This window comes from Streptomyces sp. NPDC005004, assembly GCF_053600675.1.
This window is the reverse complement of the sequence record NZ_JBSGAH010000005.1, coordinates 220,100-236,481: the sequence shown is the minus strand read 5'-3', so window position 1 is coordinate 236,481 and position 16,382 is coordinate 220,100. Positions and strand designations below refer to the sequence as shown.

Genomic DNA, 16,382 nt, shown 5'->3' with positions numbered 1-16,382 from the left:
TGGCCGGGGAGCGGGTCGCACCCGCGAGTGCCGGGTGCGGGCGCGGTGCGACGCGAGGGGGGACGCGCTTACCGTCCCGGTGCTCGGCCGTGCCTGACGTCCGACCGTTTCACAACGACTTCTTACCGCGCGAGTCCGCTTTGCCCGAGCCGGTGTGGCATGGCGCGTAGCTGCGGCCGAGTTCGCACCGGGTCGCTCACCAGCCCTTTTCGAAGAGCTGGGCGACCTCGGCGATGCGCGGTTCGTCGCGGCGGTAGTGGGTGCGCAGCCGTACCCGTCGCGTGCGCAGCAGGCCGAGGCCGGCGAGGAAGTCGAGGTGGGCGGCGACGGTCCGGCGGGGCAGACCGAGGTGGGCGGCGACCGCCCGCGCGGTGACCCCGGTGCCGGCGGGGTCGCGGTGGCGGCGCGCCTCGGGGAAGTGGGCCGCCGGATCCTTGAGCAGTTCCAGGACGGTCTGCCGTACGCGGCCCGAGGGCCTCCCCATCATGCCGTCCGCCTCCGATCCCGGGCTCCTCGTGGGCCGTGTCCCACTGTGGCGCAGGCGGTGGCGTCGCGTCCGCGTCTCGATGTCCGTTGTCCGGTACCGGACCCTCCGCGCGGCCGGAACCGGAGCCCGGAGTGCGCAGCGCGGAAGGGGGAAACGGCGGTGCCGCGAGGGGGCCGGAACCGGTACTACTTGCACGCTCAAGGAGTGGCTGGATCGGTGCTACGGTGCGGGTATGGCAGTCAAGACGGCCGATGCCCGGCTGGAAGAACGGTGGCGGGGCATCCTCGCGATCCATGCGCGCACCCTGTGCGAGATCGATCGCGTCCTGCATCCGCACGGGCTCGGTGCCAGCGACTTCGAGGTGCTGGACATCCTGGCCGCCGAGTCGCCCGCCGAGGGGGACCAGTGCCGGGTGCAGAACCTGGTCGGGCGGGTCCATCTGAGTCAGTCCGCGCTGTCCCGGCTGATCGGCCGCCTGGAGAAGGAGGGCCTGGTCGAGCGCTCGGTGTGCGCGGAGGACCGGCGCGGGGTGTGGGTGGCGCTCACCCGCAAGGGCCGCGATCTGTACGCCGAGGTACGGCCCCTGCAGCGCGCCGTGCTGGAGAAGATGCTGGCCGGAGAGGACTGAGCCGCCCGGCCTCGGTATGGGACGCCCGGTTCGTGCGGGCGCGCCCTATGTGGACCCTACTTATGCCCTGTGTGGACCCCACCTATATGGGAGCCACACATGGGCGCACGCCCCAGAGACGGAGCCGCCCGTACCGCACGGCTCCGTCTCCAGATGGTCCGCTCATCGTGCGAGCAGCGTGCGCACTCCCTGCGACGTGAGCGTCAGTCCGTGTTCGGAGCTGCCGTCGATCGTGAGCGAGAGTTCCTCCTCCGGCCACTGGGCGGCGAGGGCGCCGAGCTGGATCAGCCGGTAGCGGGAGATGGACGGCAGCAGCCCGGCCATCTCGATCTCCGAGGTGAAGACGGGGACGACCTGTTCGCCTCCGGGCTGTTCGAGGACGGGCAGGGCGACCGTCGAGGAGTCGGCGCCCTCCATTTCGGCCGCGTCGTCCGGCATCGGGACGAGCACGTCGCTGTGCGCGAGGGTGTCCAGCGCCGCTTCGTCGGCGGTGTTGACGGCCAGCACGTCGAGAGCCTGCTGAGCCGGCGTCTGGTGGTCGTCGTGAGCGGGTGTCTCCATGGCACATCCCCAGGTAGAGCGGTCGTACGGCCGCGCGCGCGGACGGGAGCCCGGCGCGCTCCCGCGCCGCGTACCCCATCGGGCACGGACCATGCGTGCGATTCCCCGGACGGCTCAGCGCGCCCCGCGCGGCCGGCCGCCGGTGTCAGGGCGGCTCGCGCGCGCCCAGTTCCGCGGTGGTGACCACCTGGACGAGAGGGCCGTACAGCTCCAGGAGGCGCAGGGTCTCGCGGTGGGCGCGGTCGTCCACGCCCGCACAGGCGTCCGCGACGACGAGGACCTCGGTGCCCGCGTCGGCGGCGGCCAGGGCGGTGGTCAGGACGCAGCACTCGGTGCTGACGCCCGCGAGGACCAGTGGCTCGCCCGGGCTCAGGCGGGCGGCGAGTCCCGAGGTCCACTTGCCGAAGGTCTCGGTGTCCAGGGTCGGGCCCGCGAGGTCCGCGAAGTCGTCGGTCAGCCGCCACAGCGGGGCGTCCGGTGGCTGGAGCGCGAAGGGCCAGCGGGCGTAGTAGGCGCGCCAGGCACCGGTGGGCAGGGAGGGCGCCAGGAAGCGGGTGAAGACGGTGCGGCCGGTGAAGGCGGGCAGCAGGCGCCGTACGCCCGCCGCGGCGTCGGCGAAGCGGGGCACCCCCCAGGGGCTGTCCGGGTCGGCGAAGACACGCTGCATGTCGATGACGGCGAGCAGCCCCGCGGGTGCCGCGGCCGGGGCGGTCATACGGCGGGGCTCCCCTCGTACAGCGGCGGGCTCGGCGGCGTCGCCTCCTGTGCGCGCACCCGGCTCCGGCCGCACAGCAGGGTGCCGAGGAAGGAGAGCACGAGGGCGACGAGGACGCCGAGGTTGGCGTATGCCCACTCCCCCGACTTGCCGCCGAGGCCGAGCGGGCCGAGCAGATAGCCCTGCCAGGTGAGCCAGCTCGCGGCGGTGTTGGTGACCAGACCCCAGCCGACCGCGGTGGCGGCGACGGTGAGGGCGAGGGGCAGGACGGGCGCGTCGCCGTAGCGGCCCTCGGGTCGGTACAGGTCGGCCTCGTCGTAGTCGCGGTGGCGCAGGGCGAGGTCGGCGAGCATCACCCCGCACCACGCGGCGATGGGCACGCCGAGGGTGGTGAGGAAGCCCATGAACTCGTCCAGGAAGGCCCCGCCGAAGAACACGATGTAGATGGAGCCGGCGATCATCAGGACGCCGTCCACGAACGCGGCCAGATAGCGGGGCACCCGCAGTCCGGCGGAGAGCAGGGCGAGGCTGGAGGAGTAGAGGTCGAGGACGGCGCCGCCGACCAGGCCGAGGACGGCGACGAGCGCGAAGGGGACCAGGAACCAGGTGGGCAGGATGGTGGTCAGGGCGCCGATGGGGTCGGCGGCGATGGCCTCGCTCAGCCGGTCGGAGGAGCCCGCCAGCAGCAGGCCGAAGACGAGCAGGAGCAGCGGGGCGGCGGAGGCGCCGAAGGCGGTCCAGCCGATGACGCCCCGGCTGGAGGAGTCGCGGGGCAGATAACGGGAGTAGTCGGCGGCCACGTTGACCCAGCCGAGGCCGAAGCCGGTCATCACGAAGACCAGCGCGCCGATGAGCTGCTGGGCGGAGCCCGCGGGGATGGTGCTGACGGTGTCCCAGTCGACGTGGCCGGCGACCAGGGCGATGTAGACGACGGTGAGCACGCCGGTGATGAGGGTGATGACCGTCTGGATCCGCATGACGAGGTCGAAGCCCATGACGCCGCCGACCACGGTGAGCGCGGCCACCACGAGGAGGGCGACGGCCTTGGTCTCGGTGCCGCCGCCCCAGCCGAGCCGGGAGAATACGGTCGCGGTGGCGAGGGTCGCGAGGGCGGCGAGGGCGGTCTCCCAGCCGACGGTGAGCATCCAGGAGACGACGGACGGCAGACGGTTGCCGCGTACACCGTAGGCGGCGCGGCTGAGGACCATGGTGGGGGCGGAGCCGCGTTTGCCCGCGACCGCGATGAGGCCGCAGAGCAGGAAGGAGGCGACGATGCCGAGCACTCCGGCGACGAGGGCCTGCCAGAAGGAGATGTCGAAGCCGAGCGCGAAGGCACCGTAGCTGAGCCCGAGGACGGAGACGTTGGCGCCGAACCAGGGCCAGAACAGGGTGCTCGGGGTGCCCTTGCGGTCGGCGTCGCCGATCACGTCGAGGCCCTGCGTCTCCAGATGGATCTGGCGGTCGGCTCCGCGGTGGCGGGGGTCCTGCGGATGCGTCATGTCGGCCTGCCTGTCCTGACGTGTCGAGCCAGAGGCTAAGCGCGGGCGCCAGGGGATACAAGGAACGACCCGGACCCGCCGCGTCCCGCGGGGGTCCGGGCCGTCCGCCCGACTGTCTTCCTCTGGCTGTCTTCCTCTGGCTGTCTTCCTCTGGCTGTCTTCCGCCGGATGTCTCAGTCCCCGGCGCGCAGCGTGGGGGCGGCGAGTTCCACGGGACCGGCGGCACCCGCACTCTTGCACCGGTCGTGGCAGTCCTTCTCCAGGCTGCAGCACAGGGAGCAGACCGTGCCCTGGTGGAAGGGGCAGTTGGCCATGTCGGGCCGCTCGAAGGCGGTGGCGCACACGGCGCAGTCGAGGGTGATGGGGTCGTCGGACATGTGCGGCTCACCCATGGGGAGTTCGTCCGTGTGCGGCGCGCCCATGTGCGCCGCAACCATAGGCGACTTCCCCAGGTCATCCACCCGCGCTATGTAGTACCGCCCCTTCGTCACCACCGCGAACAGCGGCGACAGCACCATGGCCAGCACCAGCGCCACGAACGGCGAGAACGCCTTGCCGTACGCCCCGAAGGCCCCGAAGTACGCCGCGATGGACACCGCCGAGGCGATCAGCATCGAGCCGAAGCCGACCGGGTTGAAGTGGTGGAGGTGGGCCCGCTTGAACTCGATGTACGACGGGCTCAGTCCGAGCGGCTTGTTGACGACCAGGTCGGCGACGACCGCGCCGATCCAGGCGATGGCCACGTTGGAGTAGAACCCGAGCACGGTGTTGAGGAAGCCGAAGACGCCGAACTCCATCAGGGCGAGCGCGATGCCGACGTTGAGGAAGATGTAGACCACGCGCCCGGGGTGACGGTGGGTCAGCCGGGAGAAGAAGTTGGACCAGGACAGCGACCCGGAGTACGCGTTCGTGGAGTTGATCTTTATCTGGGACAGGATCACGAAGAACGTGGCGAGCCCCAGGGCGACGGGCGCCGCGAAGGTGCCGAACCCGTGGACGTACTGCTGGATCGGCTCGTTGGCCTTGCCGAGCCCGACGCTGCCGGCGATGTAGAAGGCGAGGAACGCGCCGCCGATCTGCTTCAGCGCGCCGAGCACCACCCAGCCGGGCCCGGCGCTGAGCACGGCGGCCCACCACTGCCCGCCGTTCGCAGCCGTCTTGTCGGGCATGAAGCGCAGGTAGTCCACCTGCTCCCCGATCTGCGCGATCAGGGAGAGCGCGACGCCCGCGCCCGCTCCGACCCCGATCATGCTGAGGCTGGAGCCGGTGGGCGAGTTCCCCGCGAAGTGCGTGAACTTGCCGAATTTCTCCGGCTCCTGGATGGCGATGGAGACGAACGGCGCGACCATCAGCACCAGCCAGACCGGCTGTGTCCACACCTGCATCCGGGAGAGCGCGGTCATGCCGTAGACGACGAGCGGCAGGACGACCAGGGAGCAGATGACGTAGCCGAGGGCGAGCGGGATGTGCAGGCCGAGTTCGAGGGCCTGCGCCATGATCGAGCCTTCGAGCGCGAAGAAGATGAAGGTGAAGCTGGCGTAGATGACCGAGGTGAGGGTCGAACCGAGGTAGCCGAAGCCCGCGCCCCGGGTCAGCAGGTCCATGTCGATCGAGTACTTCGCGGAGTAGTACGAGATCGGGATGCCGGTGAGGAAGATGACGACCGCGGCCGTCAGGATGGCCACCATGGCGCTGGTGAAGCCGTGGGAGACGGCGATGGAGCCGCCGATGGCGAAGTCCGCGAGGTAGGCGATACCGCCCAGCGCGGTGGTGGCCACGACGTAGGGGCTCCAGCGGCGGAAGGACTTCGGCGCGTAGCGCAGGGAGTAGTCCTCCAGGGTGTCGTTGCGGGCCCACTCGTTGTAGGTCCGGCTGCCGGGCGGGGCCGGTGGGGCGGCCTGCTTGTCGACGATCTCCGTCACGGCTGATCCCTCTCCGTCGGCCGCTCCGGACTGTCCGGAGGCGTGCTCGGAAGGGTCGCGGCAGGCGGTTTCCCCGCTGTTTCGGTGCTCTTAAGGCGAGGTTCCCGGGTGCTTCCGCGGCGTAAATCCTGTTCGGGGCGCGGCCGGGGGCCGCCATTGATTCACGCTACACGTATCTGCATAATGGGGTTATGCATAAGCGGGTTATGGACTCCGGCGGACCGCGGCACGACGCGTCGGCCGACGATCTGATGATCGCCGTGGAGCACCTGGTGCGGTACGTGCGCCGCAGCGCCACGGCGGGCGGACTGAGTACCGCCGCCTCCTCCGCGCTCGGCCGGCTGGGTCGCGAGGGTCCGCAGCGGCTGACCGAGCTGGCCCGGGCCGAGAACGCCACCCAGCCCAACATGACCCAGCTCGTCACCCGTATGGAACGCGCGGGTCTGGTGCGGCGCACCGCCGACCACACCGACGGCCGCGGCGTGCTGGTCGAGGCCACCGAGGCCGGCCTTGAGGTGTTCCGGCGGCGCCGGGCCGAGCGCTCGAAGGCGCTGGGGCTGCTCCTGGAGCGACTGCCCGAGGAGGAACGGGCGGCGGTCCGTACGGCGCTCCCGGCACTGGCCCGCGCGATCGAGGAGGACGCAGCGCACTAGCGCCGCATCACCCGGCCCCCGCGACCGGAGCCGAGGCGCCCGCCCCGCACCCGTACACAACACACGACTCCCTTTCGACTCCATCCCCTTGAGGTCTCTGTCCCCGTCACGTCATGACTGGAGAGAAGCGGTAATGACTGCACCGCATGGAAAGGCCGCAAGCCCGTTCAGGCAGCCGAAGGCCGTCTGGGCCGTCGCGTTCGCCTGTGTCATCTCGTTCATGGGCATCGGTCTGGTGGACCCGATCCTGCCCGCCCTGGCCAAGAACCTGCGTGCCACCCCGAGCCAGGTCTCGCTGCTGTTCAGCAGCTATCTGATCGTCACCGCGGTCGCGATGCTGGTGGTCGGCTGGTTCTCCGGCCGGTTCGGCGCCAAGCGCACGCTGGTGATCGGCCTGGCGATCATCGTCGTCTTCGCCGCCCTCGCCGGGTGCAGTGGTTCCATCAACGGCATCGTCGGCTTCCGGGCGGGCTGGGGGCTCGGCAACGCCCTGTTCATCGCGACCTCGCTGGCGGTCATCGTGGCCTCCGCGAGCGGTGGCTTCGGCGGCGCGATCATCCTGTACGAGACCGCGCTCGGCCTCGGTATAGCCGTCGGACCGCTGCTGGGCGGCGAGTTGGGCGCGATCAGTTGGCGCGGGCCGTTCTTCGGCGTCGCCGTGCTGATGGCGATCGCGCTGGTCGCCACGCTCGCCTTCGTACCGTCCCTGCCGAAGCCCGCCCGGCCCACCTCGCCGCTCGCCCCGCTCAAGGCACTGCGCCATCGGGGCCTGTTGACCATGGGCATCATGGCGCTGCTGTACAACTGGGGCTTCTTCACCATGCTCGGCTACGCGCCGTACCCCATGGAACTGGACGCCCACCGGCTCGGGTTGGTCTTCACCGGCTGGGGTCTGCTGGTCGCGGCGTTCAGCGTGTTCTTCGCCCCGCGCCTCCAGGCTCGCTTCGGCACGGCGCCGGTGCTGTACGTCAATCTCCTCTGCCTCGGCGTCGTGATGGCGGTCATCGCGGCCGGGGTGGACAGTCCGGCGGTGGTGATCACGGCGGTCGTCGTCAGCGGTGCCTTCATCGGCATCAACAACACGCTGACCACGCAAGCCGTCATGCTGGTCTCCCCGGTGGAACGCCCGGTGGCCTCCTCGTCGTACGGCTTCCTGCGCTTCATCGGCGGCGGTCTCGCGCCGTACGTGGCGGGCAGGCTGGCCGACGCGACCGACCTGAGCGTCCCGTTCTACCTGGGCGCCGCCACGTTCCTGCTGGCGATTCCCGTACTGGCGGGCGGACACCGGCTGCTGCGTCAGGCCGAGGAGCGCCCGGAGGAGGGCGCGCCGCTGACGGCGTCGCTCACCGCGGTGGGCGCTGCGGCCACGACCAACGTGCCGCCGGTGGTCGTCGCCGTGGGAGCGCACGACGGGGCCGGCGCGATCGTGGACGCGGCCGCCCGGCTGGCCCGCGAGTCCGGCAGCCCGCTGGAGGTGGTGCACGTGCACGAGACCGCCGTGGTGGAGGAGCAGGCGGCGGAGACGGAGAGCGCCGCGTTGGCGCGAGCCGCCGTCACCGCGCACCTCGACCGACTGGCCGCGCGCGGCGTCGCCGCCACCGGCCAGATCCTCGCCAGCGTGGGCGACCACGCGGCCGCGGGCCGGGTCCTGGCCGAGCACGCGGCCCGGGTCGGTGCCCGTGTGGTGGCGGTGGGCCGCTCCCCGCGCGGTGCGCTCGCCCAGTTCGCGGATGGCAGTCTGACCGCCGCGCTGGCGCACGGGGCGTCCTGCGACGTGCTCCTGGTGGAGGACGACGGGCTGCCCCGGCGGGTGACGACGGCGACGCTGGCCGAGCTGCGCGACAGCGCGGTCTGAGACGGCACGACAGGAGGGAGGACCCTGGTGCGCGGAACGCACCGGGGCCCGACTCACTTTTCTCGCAGGGGAGTTGCTTCGCTCAGCGGCCCGTCAGCTCGACCACCTGCGACTGTACGGTCTCCCACGCGCCGGCCACCTCGGCGACCGGCGTCGCCCGCAGCGCGCGCAGCGGTTCGCGGGGGTCGGCGCCGCACTCGGTGGACTCGCTGAGGACCTCGTAGCCGTCGCGGACGGCGACGCACAGCCGGTAGCGGTCGCCCCCGAGGGCGTGCAGCGCGGAGGCGACGACGAGGGGCGGGGGCCCGCCCGGCTCGCCGGGGAGCTTGCGGTAGGTGCTCGCGACCGGGGTGCGCCACCGCAGGCTGAGCAACACCGGGCGCTTGGCGAGGACTTCGGCGAAGTCGGTCTCGTAGACGCCGTCGGCGGTGAGCACCTTGGCCCGGGCCTCCAGGACGAGCGCGGCCGGGAGCAGACAGCGCAGGCTGCTGCCCGCTATGTTGCCGCCGACGGTGGCCGCGCGGCGCACAGCGCCGGTGCCGACCGATCCGGCGGCCTTGCGCAGGACCTCGGGGACCCGCTCGTCTATGCGGTGGAGGACGACGGCACCGCCGAGTTCCTCGCGGCCGAGGACGTTGGCCTCGGGGAGTTCGCGCAGGGACAGGGCCTGCGCGGGGAAGCCGTCGCGTTGCCAGGTGGCCCAGACCAGCGTCGCCCCGCCGATCGGGACGGCGCCTTCGGCGAGATACCCTCGCGCTTCGGACACGGACGTGGGCAGACGCAGCAGCACGTGGCCAACCTGCCTTCCTGAGAAGCCGGGCGGCCGGGAGAACGGCCGTTCGCCTGTCGACACGGCGCATTCTCGTCGCTCGGCCGGGGGCGCGTCCAGGGCTCATGGAGACAGAGGGTGCGCCCCTAGGGGGCGTCTGCCCGATCTTCATGGGCCCGCGACCCCTGGCACGGCGCCTCGCCGCATGGCCGAATCGCCCAAGTACGTCCAGTACGAGAGCGACTCGGCCGCACGCCGAGACACCGCACCAGACGCCGCGGGCTGATCCACGAAGATCGGAGAGACGCCCCCCAGGCCGGAACTCAAGACGCCCCCGGCGTCAGCGCACGCGCCACGTCTCCGGGTTCCACAGGCCCGAACGGCGCAGCGACTGCGGGCAGTGCAGATAGATCTCGTCGATGTCGAGGACGAGCGCGAGCCGGGGGCGTCTTCCGTCGCGGGTCATCGCGTCGAAGAACGGCGCGTCGGTCAGCAGGCGGGCGCGGCCGTTGACGCGGAGCACGTCCGTGCCGCCGGGGACGAGGTAGAGCAGTCCGGCGTGCGGGTTCTCGAGGATGTTGTGCAAGCTGTCGGCCCTGCGGTTGCCGTGCCGGTCGGGGAGGGCGAGGGTCGACGGCCCGAGGACGTGGGTGAAGCCGGGCCCGTCCCCGCGCGGCGAGACGTCGCAGTTGCCCCGGCTGTCGGAGGTGGCGAGCAGACAGAAGGGCGAGCGGGCGAGGATGTCCCGGTCCTGGTCGTCGAGTTGGCCGTGCACCTTGTCGATGACGAGCGGGAACGGCTCGCCCAGCAGGGTCCGCAGCTCTTCTTTGGAGCCCAGCTCCACGTATCCGTCGGTAGCGGCGGGGCGGGGCGCGGGCGTGTCGATGGTCTGGGACAAGCGGACTCCCGGGAGGGGCGCGATGAGCTGCGTGTTATCCGGCATCAGGTTTGGCTTACCTAGGTTGGAACCGGCCCGTGAGGGTGCGCGGAGGCCGGTGAGGTGACGCGGCCTGTGATGGGATGGCCGCGGAGACCGTTCCACCGTGACGCACGGAAGGAAGTGGGGCAAGGCGATGAGCGACGGGGTCGTGTCCATCCGCGAACTCAACCGGGCCACTCTGCAACGCCAGTTGCTGCTGCGTCGGGACGATCGGTCCGTGACCGAGGCACTCCGCCGGCTGGTGGCCCTCCAGGCGCAGGTGGCCAACGCCCCCTACGTCGGCCTGTGGTCGCGGCTCGACGGGTTCGACAAGGCGGACCTCACCGGGCCGATGGAGCGCCGCGAGGTGGTGCGGGCCACCCTGCTCCGGGCCACACTCCAGGTGATGACGGCCGAGGACTACCTACGCCTGCGCACCTCGCTGCGCCCCGCGCTCGTCAAAGCGATGCGGGGTTTCATGGGCAAGCGGGCGCAGGGCCTGGATTTCGGCGACCTCGCCTCCGCAGCACGCGAGTTGCTGGACCAACGCCCGTACGCGCTCGGTGAACTCGGCGAGGCCCTGCTGAAGTCCCACCCCGACCGCGACGCGCCCGCGCTCGCCTACATCTCACTGCGCTGCGAACTGCCCGTGGTGCAGCGGCCGCCGGGCGGAACCTGGGGTTCGGGATCGAGCGCCACCTATGTGACGGCGGACGCCTGGCTCGGCGCCGCCTGCCACGACGCGGAGGAACCCCAGGAGTTGGTGCGCCGCTATCTGGCGGCGTTCGGCCCCGCCCATGCCAAGGACATCCAGGTGTGGTCCGGGCTGACCGGCATGACGGCCGCACTGAAGGACATGCGCGGGGAGTTGACGGTGCTGCGGGATGAGCACGGCACCGAACTCTTCGACCTCCCGGACGCGTCCCTCCCCCACGCCGACACCCCGGCACCGGTACGGCTCCTCCCCGAGTATGACAACCTCCTGCTCTCCCACCACGACCGCACCCGCGTCATCCCCGACGCCTACCGCCCCCACGTCTTCCGCCCCGGCGGCCGCGTCCTGCCGACCGTCCTCCTCGACGGCTTCGTCGCCGGAGTATGGAGAACGGAACGCCAACGCGCGACAACCCGCCTGACCGTCACCCTGTTCACCGACGTACCCGGGCGGGACAAGGAGGCGGTCGCCGAAGAAGCCGCGCGCCTGCTGGAGTTCATCACCGGGGAGCCGGGCCATCCGGTGGAACTGGTGACGGCCGGCTGAGACTCAACTAGCGCCGGACCCACGCCACCAGACTGAGCCCGAACATCAGCACCCCCAACGGCAGGTGGACCGACGGGACGTGGGCGATGCCGAGGGCGACCTGGAGGGAGGCCAGGGTGAGGAAGCCGGTGGCGTGCCAGACGGGGCGGAGGGGACCGCCGCCCGGCTTCCAGGCCAGCACCGCCGCGAGGACGTAGAGCATCGAGGCCGCGTACATCACCCGGGCGCCGACGCCGTGCAACGTCTCGCCGTAGGACGTGGTCAGCAACAGGCCGGCGGAGACCGCCTGGAGAAAGATGGTCAGGGTCTGCAGGGCGATCGCGGTGCGGAGGAACGAGGAGGTGCGCTGTGCGGTGGGTGTCGCCGTAGCGTCGGTGGCCATGTCAGGGTCCCCTTTTCCGCCCTCGGGCAGTGGGTCGGTCGATAAGGTCTCACCGGTCCGACGACGCGGGCCTGAGAGAGGTAAGGCGAGGGGGCTGCCGCAAGCATGGGGAGTGTCAGGGGTCACACGGACAGGACGCTCGGCGAGCGGCGTCAACTGATCAACGTGGCCTACCGGTTGCTCGGTTCCGTGAGCGAGGCCGAGGACGCCGTACAGGACGCCTACGCCCGCTGGTACGGACTGCCGGCCGGCCGCCAGGAGGAGATCGTGTCCCCCGGCGCCTGGCTGACGACGGTGACCGGCCGCATCTGCCTGGACCTGTTCGGCTCCGCACGGGCCCGCCGTGAGCGCTATGTCGGCGCATGGCTGCCCGAACCGCTGCCCGACCGTACCGAGTGGGACGGGACGGACGCCGCCGACCCGGCCGACCAGATCGTCCTGGACGAGTCGGTGGCCATGGCCTTCCTCGTCGTACTGGAGTCGATGACGCCCGCCGAGCGGGTCGCGTTCGTCCTGCACGACGTCTTCCGCTACCCCTTCGCCGAGATAGCGGCCGTCCTCGGCCGCACCCCCGCCGCCTGCAAGCAGCTCGCGGCCTCGGCCCGGCGCCGCGTGGGCGCCACACGGATTCCCGCACGGGCGACCGACCGCGCCGACGTGGTCCGTCGCGTCAAGGAGGCATGGGAGGCGAAGGACATCACGACCCTCGTCGGGCTTCTCGGCCCCGACGCGGTCATGACCGCCGACGGCGGCGGCCTGGCCGGTGCCGCCCTGCACCCGGTCGAGGGTGCCGCGCGCATCGCCCAGTACATGCTCGCCATCGCCGACAGGACCCCGGGACTCGAACTCCTCGAACGGTCGGTCAACGGGGCGCCGGGTCTGGTGGCCCGCCGCTCCGGCGCCGTCCTGACCGTGGCCTCGTTCGACGTCCTGGACGGCCGCGTCAGCCGTGTCTGGGTGGTACGCAACCCGCAGAAGCTGCTCCCCTGGGCGCGAGAGGACTGAAGCCTGTCACGGCCGCCGGCGGGAGGAGCCGCCGGAGCCCCGGCGGCTCACGGAACCCGCGCCACCCCCACGTAGATCCCGCTCCCCTCTTCCTCCGGAGCCTCCGCGCCCCGGTGCCACTCCGGCGCCGTCACCAGCCCCGGGTCCACCAGCTCCAGTCCCTCGAAGAAGCGCAGGACCTCGGAGCGGGTGCGGAAGGCGAGTCTGATGCCGCCCCTGGCGTACTCCTCCGTCACCTGGGCGGAGAGTTCCGGGTAGATGTCGGAGGAGGCGTGGGAGAGGACGAGGTGGCTGCCGGAGGGGAGGGCGGCGAGAAGGTTCGCCACCAGGGTGTCGGGCTTCTGGTCGTCACCGAGGAAGTGCAGCAGCGCTATCAGGGAGAGGGCGACGGGCCGGTCGAAGTCGAGGGTGCGCCGGGCGCGGTCGATGATGGTGTCGGTGTCGCGGACGTCGGCCTGCACATAGTCGGTGGCGCCCTCGGGGCGGCCGGTGAGCAGCGCCTCGGCGTGCCGGAGGACGAGGGGGTCGTTGTCGGTGTAGACGATCCGGGCGCTCGGGACGACGCGCTGGACGATCTGGTGGAGGTTCGGCTCGGTGGGAATGCCGCTGCCGATGTCCAGGAACTGGTCGACGCCCTGCCCGGCGAGCCAGGCGACGGCGCGGTGCATGAACGCGCGGTTCTGCCGGGCACCATCCCGCGCTTCCGGCGGCAGCATCTTCCCGACCGCCTCGTCCACCGGATAGTTGTCCTTGCCACCCAGCAGCCAGTCGTACACGCGCGCAGGATGAGCCACGCCGGTGTCGATCTGCCGGGGGTCGGGGGTGCCGGTCGTCATGGCGGACTCCGTCGCAAGAAATTGGCCGGATGAATGCTGACGATCATCGAGTGTCGCACATCATCCGGCAAGCTCTGTACGGGAGTTGAACGCTCCGGTTGTGATGGACGGAACGTTCGCGAGCGGGCGTGGCCGACACCTTCCAGCGCTGTCGCGCAAAAGCCGGGGGCAGGTCGTTCATCCCTCACACAATGCAAGGTCATGCTCCTGCCAATTACATCCCGACCGTTTCGATCACATACCCGGCGCCCTTCGACGCGTAACAGACCCTGACCCCCTGGGCTCGAAAGTATGAGCTGATAATTTGTGAAGCTCGCGAGCAGATGTAGGACCAGGGGGAAAGAAAAAGGGCACCGGTGCCGTAGTTCCGGTCACCGGGTCCGCCCAGTGCGTCTGCCCTCGCGAGCACAACCGAGCGGGGAGGAGACTCTGTCGTGACCGAGGCAGGGCAGGGGGCGGACGCCAGGGACGGCGGCCGGCGCGGGCACGGACGGCGCGCGGCGTCGAAGCGGTCGTGGGGGCGCAAGGGGCGGGACACCGACCACGCCGCCCCGGCGGACCAGGACGACACGCCGGTTTCCGGCGATGCCTCGGAGACGACGGACGGGGGCGGAACGGCCACGGGCGGGGCGGCCACCGGCAAGGCCGGTTTCGAGCCCGAGGCCACCATGCAGCTCCGGGTCGCCTCGATCCGCCCGGACGAGACCATGCAGCTCAAGATCGTCTCGCCGCCGTCCGACGAAACGATGCAGCTCGCCCTCCCCTCCGTCCCGGAGGACCAGGAGACCAAGGCCGCGGGGGCCGTCGGCAGCGGCCGCCGCGCCGAGAAGCCGACCGGACGTCTCGCCGTCGTGACGGTCCCCGTGCTCGCCGCACTCGCCCCCGTCACCCGCGCCCTCGCCCCGTACGCGGAGAAGGCCGCCCCGTACGCCCGCCGTCTGCGGCCCGTCTATCCGCGCCCCGGCCGCGACGACTGGCGCCGCTGGATACCCTCCTGGCGCCAGTGGCTCGCCGCCTTCCTCGGCACCGTCGGCCTGACCGGTCTCTTCCTCACCGTGGCCTACGCCACCACCGACATCCCGACCAACCTGAACACGTACGCCACCCAGCAGGACAACGTCTACTTCTGGTCCGACGGCACCCCGATGGCCCGTACCGGCTGGGTGCGCCGGCAGGCGATGCCGCTGAAGGACATCCCCGAGGGCGTGCGCTGGGCGGTCCTCGCCGCGGAGAACGAGAGCTTCTACACCGACCCCGGAATCTCCGTCAAGGGCATCAGCCGCGCGGTCTGGCGCACGATCGGCGAGGGCGACACCGAGGGCGGCTCCACCATCACGCAGCAGTACGTGAAGAACGTCTACCTCACGCAGAACCAGACGGTCAGCCGCAAGATCACCGAAGCCATGATCGCCCTCAAGCTCGACAACCGGATGAGCAAGGACAAGATCCTCGAGGGCTACCTCAACACGAGCTGGTTCGGGCGGGGCACCTACGGCATCCAGCGCGCCTCGCAGGCGTACTACGGCAAGGACGTCAGCAAGCTCAACCCGAGCGAGGCCGCCATGCTCGCCTCGCTGCTCAAGGGCGCGGGTCTGTACGACCCCACGCTGAGCAAGGCCAACCACCACCGCGCCGTGGAGCGCTGGAACTGGATCCTCGACCGCATGGTCAAGATCGGCAAGCTCTCGCCCGCCGAGCGCGCCAAGTACACCAGGTTCCCCGAGCCGCTCAAGACCGCGCAGGTCTACGACACCGGTAAGCAGAGCGACTACCTGGTCGAGCTGGCCTCGCAGTACGCGAAGAAGTCCGCGCACATCTCGGCCCGCCAGTTCGACCTCGGCGGCTACCAGATCTACACCACCTTCGACCGCGAGCGGGAGAGCAAGCTGACGGCCGCCGTCGCCAAGGCCCGCGAGGAGGCGGCGAAGAAGGACCCGAAGGGCGCCAAGTCGGCGCACTACGGCGCGGCCTCGGTGGCCACCGACGGCCGGATCGTCGCCGTCTACGGCGGACCCGACCACCGCAAGCAGGGCTACAACGAGTCCAACGCGACGACGGTGCCCGCCGGTTCGGCCTTCACCCCGTTCGTCTACGCCGCGGGCCTGGAGCACGGCGTGATGAAGACCCGTGAGGGCGCCCGCACCCCGGTCGGCCCGGACTCCGTCTACAACGGCGACGACGGCGTGCCCGTCACCACGCCCGAGGGACCGTACTGGGACCGCAGCGGGCGCAAGGTCGCCGCGCACAACGACGGCAAGAAGTCCTACGGGCCGCTCAGCCTGCGCCAGGCGCTGGCCAAGTCGGTGGACACCCCGTTCATGCAGCTCGGCATGGACACCGGTCTGAGAGAGGTGACCTCGACCGCCGAGCGCGCCGGTCTGCTCGCCTCCAGCATCGGCCCGCAGGTGCCCGCCCTGTCGCTCGGCAACTCCACGCCCAGCGCCATCCGCATGGCCAGCGGGTACGCCACCTTCGCCGGCAGCGGCGTGCACACCGAGCCGTACTCGGTGCGCCGCATCACACGCAACGGTGCCAGGGTCCCGCTGACCGCCCCCGGCAAGCGCCGGGCGGTACGGCCGGAGGTGGCCCAGCAGGTCAACGAGGCGCTCGCGGACAACTTCCGCGCGGCGCACCCCACGGCGGCCGCCACCACCCCGGCGGCCGGCAAGGACGGCACCACCGACAAGGACACGGCCCTGTGGTACACGGGCAGCCTCAAGTCGGTGTCCACGGCCGTCGTCGTCTACCGCATCGACCTGTCCGAGAGCCTGGAGCCACTGCCGCTCGACGGCGTGGCCGGCACCACGGCCGACAGCGTGCCGTTCGGCATCTGGTCGAGCGCCGTGGGAGCCAGCTGATCCCGAGGGGCGTCACCGGCCGCCCCCTCCCC

15 protein-coding genes are annotated in these 16,382 nt (G+C 71.3%); 6 read left to right on the top strand and 9 right to left on the bottom strand.

The features are described from left to right. Window positions 1-196 precede the first annotated feature (196 nt). On the bottom strand, window positions 197-487 hold the full coding sequence (locus ACWEEU_RS08940; protein WP_385748827.1) for an ArsR family transcriptional regulator: 291 nt from the start codon (window positions 485-487) through the stop codon (window positions 197-199). Between the two features lie 232 nt (window positions 488-719). Between ACWEEU_RS08940 and ACWEEU_RS08935 the strand changes: the two genes are divergently transcribed. Further along, complete coding sequence (locus ACWEEU_RS08935) at window positions 720-1,115, top strand: MarR family winged helix-turn-helix transcriptional regulator (RefSeq protein ID WP_385748830.1); 396 nt, start codon at window positions 720-722, stop codon at window positions 1,113-1,115. Between the two features lie 162 nt (window positions 1,116-1,277). Here the strand turns inward: ACWEEU_RS08935 and ACWEEU_RS08930 are convergent, their stop codons facing one another. The 4 genes from ACWEEU_RS08930 to ACWEEU_RS08915 all read right to left on the bottom strand — a co-directional run bounded on the left by ACWEEU_RS08930 (window position 1,278) and on the right by ACWEEU_RS08915 (window position 5,812). Further along, window positions 1,278-1,676 (bottom strand): SseB family protein, encoded by a 399-nt coding sequence (locus tag ACWEEU_RS08930; protein WP_018546259.1) that lies wholly within the window; start codon window positions 1,674-1,676, stop codon window positions 1,278-1,280. Window positions 1,677-1,821: 145 nt separating this feature from the next. Then, window positions 1,822-2,391, bottom strand: coding sequence for a cysteine hydrolase family protein (locus ACWEEU_RS08925; RefSeq protein WP_451730209.1), 570 nt, complete (start codon window positions 2,389-2,391; stop codon window positions 1,822-1,824). After that, a complete protein-coding gene (locus ACWEEU_RS08920; protein ID WP_451730206.1) occupies window positions 2,388-3,890 on the bottom strand; it encodes a purine-cytosine permease family protein in 1,503 nt (500 codons plus the stop codon). Before ACWEEU_RS08920 ends, ACWEEU_RS08925 begins: the two co-directional genes overlap by 4 nt. A gap of 173 nt (window positions 3,891-4,063) precedes the next feature. Then, window positions 4,064-5,812, bottom strand: coding sequence for a purine-cytosine permease family protein (locus tag ACWEEU_RS08915; protein WP_451730203.1), 1,749 nt, complete (start codon window positions 5,810-5,812; stop codon window positions 4,064-4,066). Between the two features lie 191 nt (window positions 5,813-6,003). Between ACWEEU_RS08915 and ACWEEU_RS08910 the strand changes: the two genes are divergently transcribed. Then, entirely contained in the window at window positions 6,004-6,465 is a 462-nt protein-coding gene (locus ACWEEU_RS08910) for a MarR family winged helix-turn-helix transcriptional regulator (protein WP_385748844.1), read from the top strand. 133 nt (window positions 6,466-6,598) lie between these two features. Next, a complete protein-coding gene (locus ACWEEU_RS08905; protein WP_385748847.1) occupies window positions 6,599-8,320 on the top strand; it encodes an MFS transporter in 1,722 nt (573 codons plus the stop codon). 82 nt (window positions 8,321-8,402) lie between these two features. Here ACWEEU_RS08905 and ACWEEU_RS08900 read toward each other — a convergent pair whose 3' ends face one another. Next, window positions 8,403-9,110 carry an FAD binding domain-containing protein gene (locus tag ACWEEU_RS08900; RefSeq protein ID WP_385748850.1) on the bottom strand — a complete coding sequence of 236 codons (708 nt, stop codon included), beginning with the start codon at window positions 9,108-9,110 and terminating at the stop codon, window positions 8,403-8,405. A gap of 319 nt (window positions 9,111-9,429) precedes the next feature. Next, on the bottom strand, window positions 9,430-9,987 hold the full coding sequence (locus ACWEEU_RS08895; protein ID WP_451730198.1) for an MSMEG_1061 family FMN-dependent PPOX-type flavoprotein: 558 nt from the start codon (window positions 9,985-9,987) through the stop codon (window positions 9,430-9,432). Window positions 9,988-10,132: 145 nt separating this feature from the next. On the opposite strand from ACWEEU_RS08895, the gene ACWEEU_RS08890 reads away from it, so the two are divergent. After that, window positions 10,133-11,269, top strand: a complete 1,137-nt coding sequence (locus ACWEEU_RS08890) for a winged helix DNA-binding domain-containing protein (protein WP_451730195.1) — start codon at window positions 10,133-10,135, stop codon at window positions 11,267-11,269. A 7-nt stretch (window positions 11,270-11,276) separates the two neighbouring features. Here the strand turns inward: ACWEEU_RS08890 and ACWEEU_RS08885 are convergent, their stop codons facing one another. After that, window positions 11,277-11,651: a hypothetical protein gene (locus ACWEEU_RS08885; protein WP_451730192.1), complete on the bottom strand. Its 375-nt coding sequence runs from the start codon at window positions 11,649-11,651 to the stop codon at window positions 11,277-11,279. A gap of 105 nt (window positions 11,652-11,756) precedes the next feature. Between ACWEEU_RS08885 and sigJ the strand changes: the two genes are divergently transcribed. Continuing rightward, on the top strand, window positions 11,757-12,656 hold the full coding sequence (gene sigJ / locus ACWEEU_RS08880) for an RNA polymerase sigma factor SigJ (RefSeq protein WP_451730189.1): 900 nt from the start codon (window positions 11,757-11,759) through the stop codon (window positions 12,654-12,656). 47 nt (window positions 12,657-12,703) lie between these two features. On the opposite strand, the gene ACWEEU_RS08875 is transcribed toward sigJ, so the two are convergent. After that, on the bottom strand, window positions 12,704-13,492 hold the full coding sequence (locus ACWEEU_RS08875) for an SAM-dependent methyltransferase (RefSeq protein ID WP_385748859.1): 789 nt from the start codon (window positions 13,490-13,492) through the stop codon (window positions 12,704-12,706). 668 nt (window positions 13,493-14,160) lie between these two features. On the opposite strand from ACWEEU_RS08875, the gene ACWEEU_RS08870 reads away from it, so the two are divergent. Next, entirely contained in the window at window positions 14,161-16,350 is a 2,190-nt protein-coding gene (locus ACWEEU_RS08870) for a transglycosylase domain-containing protein (protein WP_451730485.1), read from the top strand. Window positions 16,351-16,382: the final 32 nt, after the last annotated feature.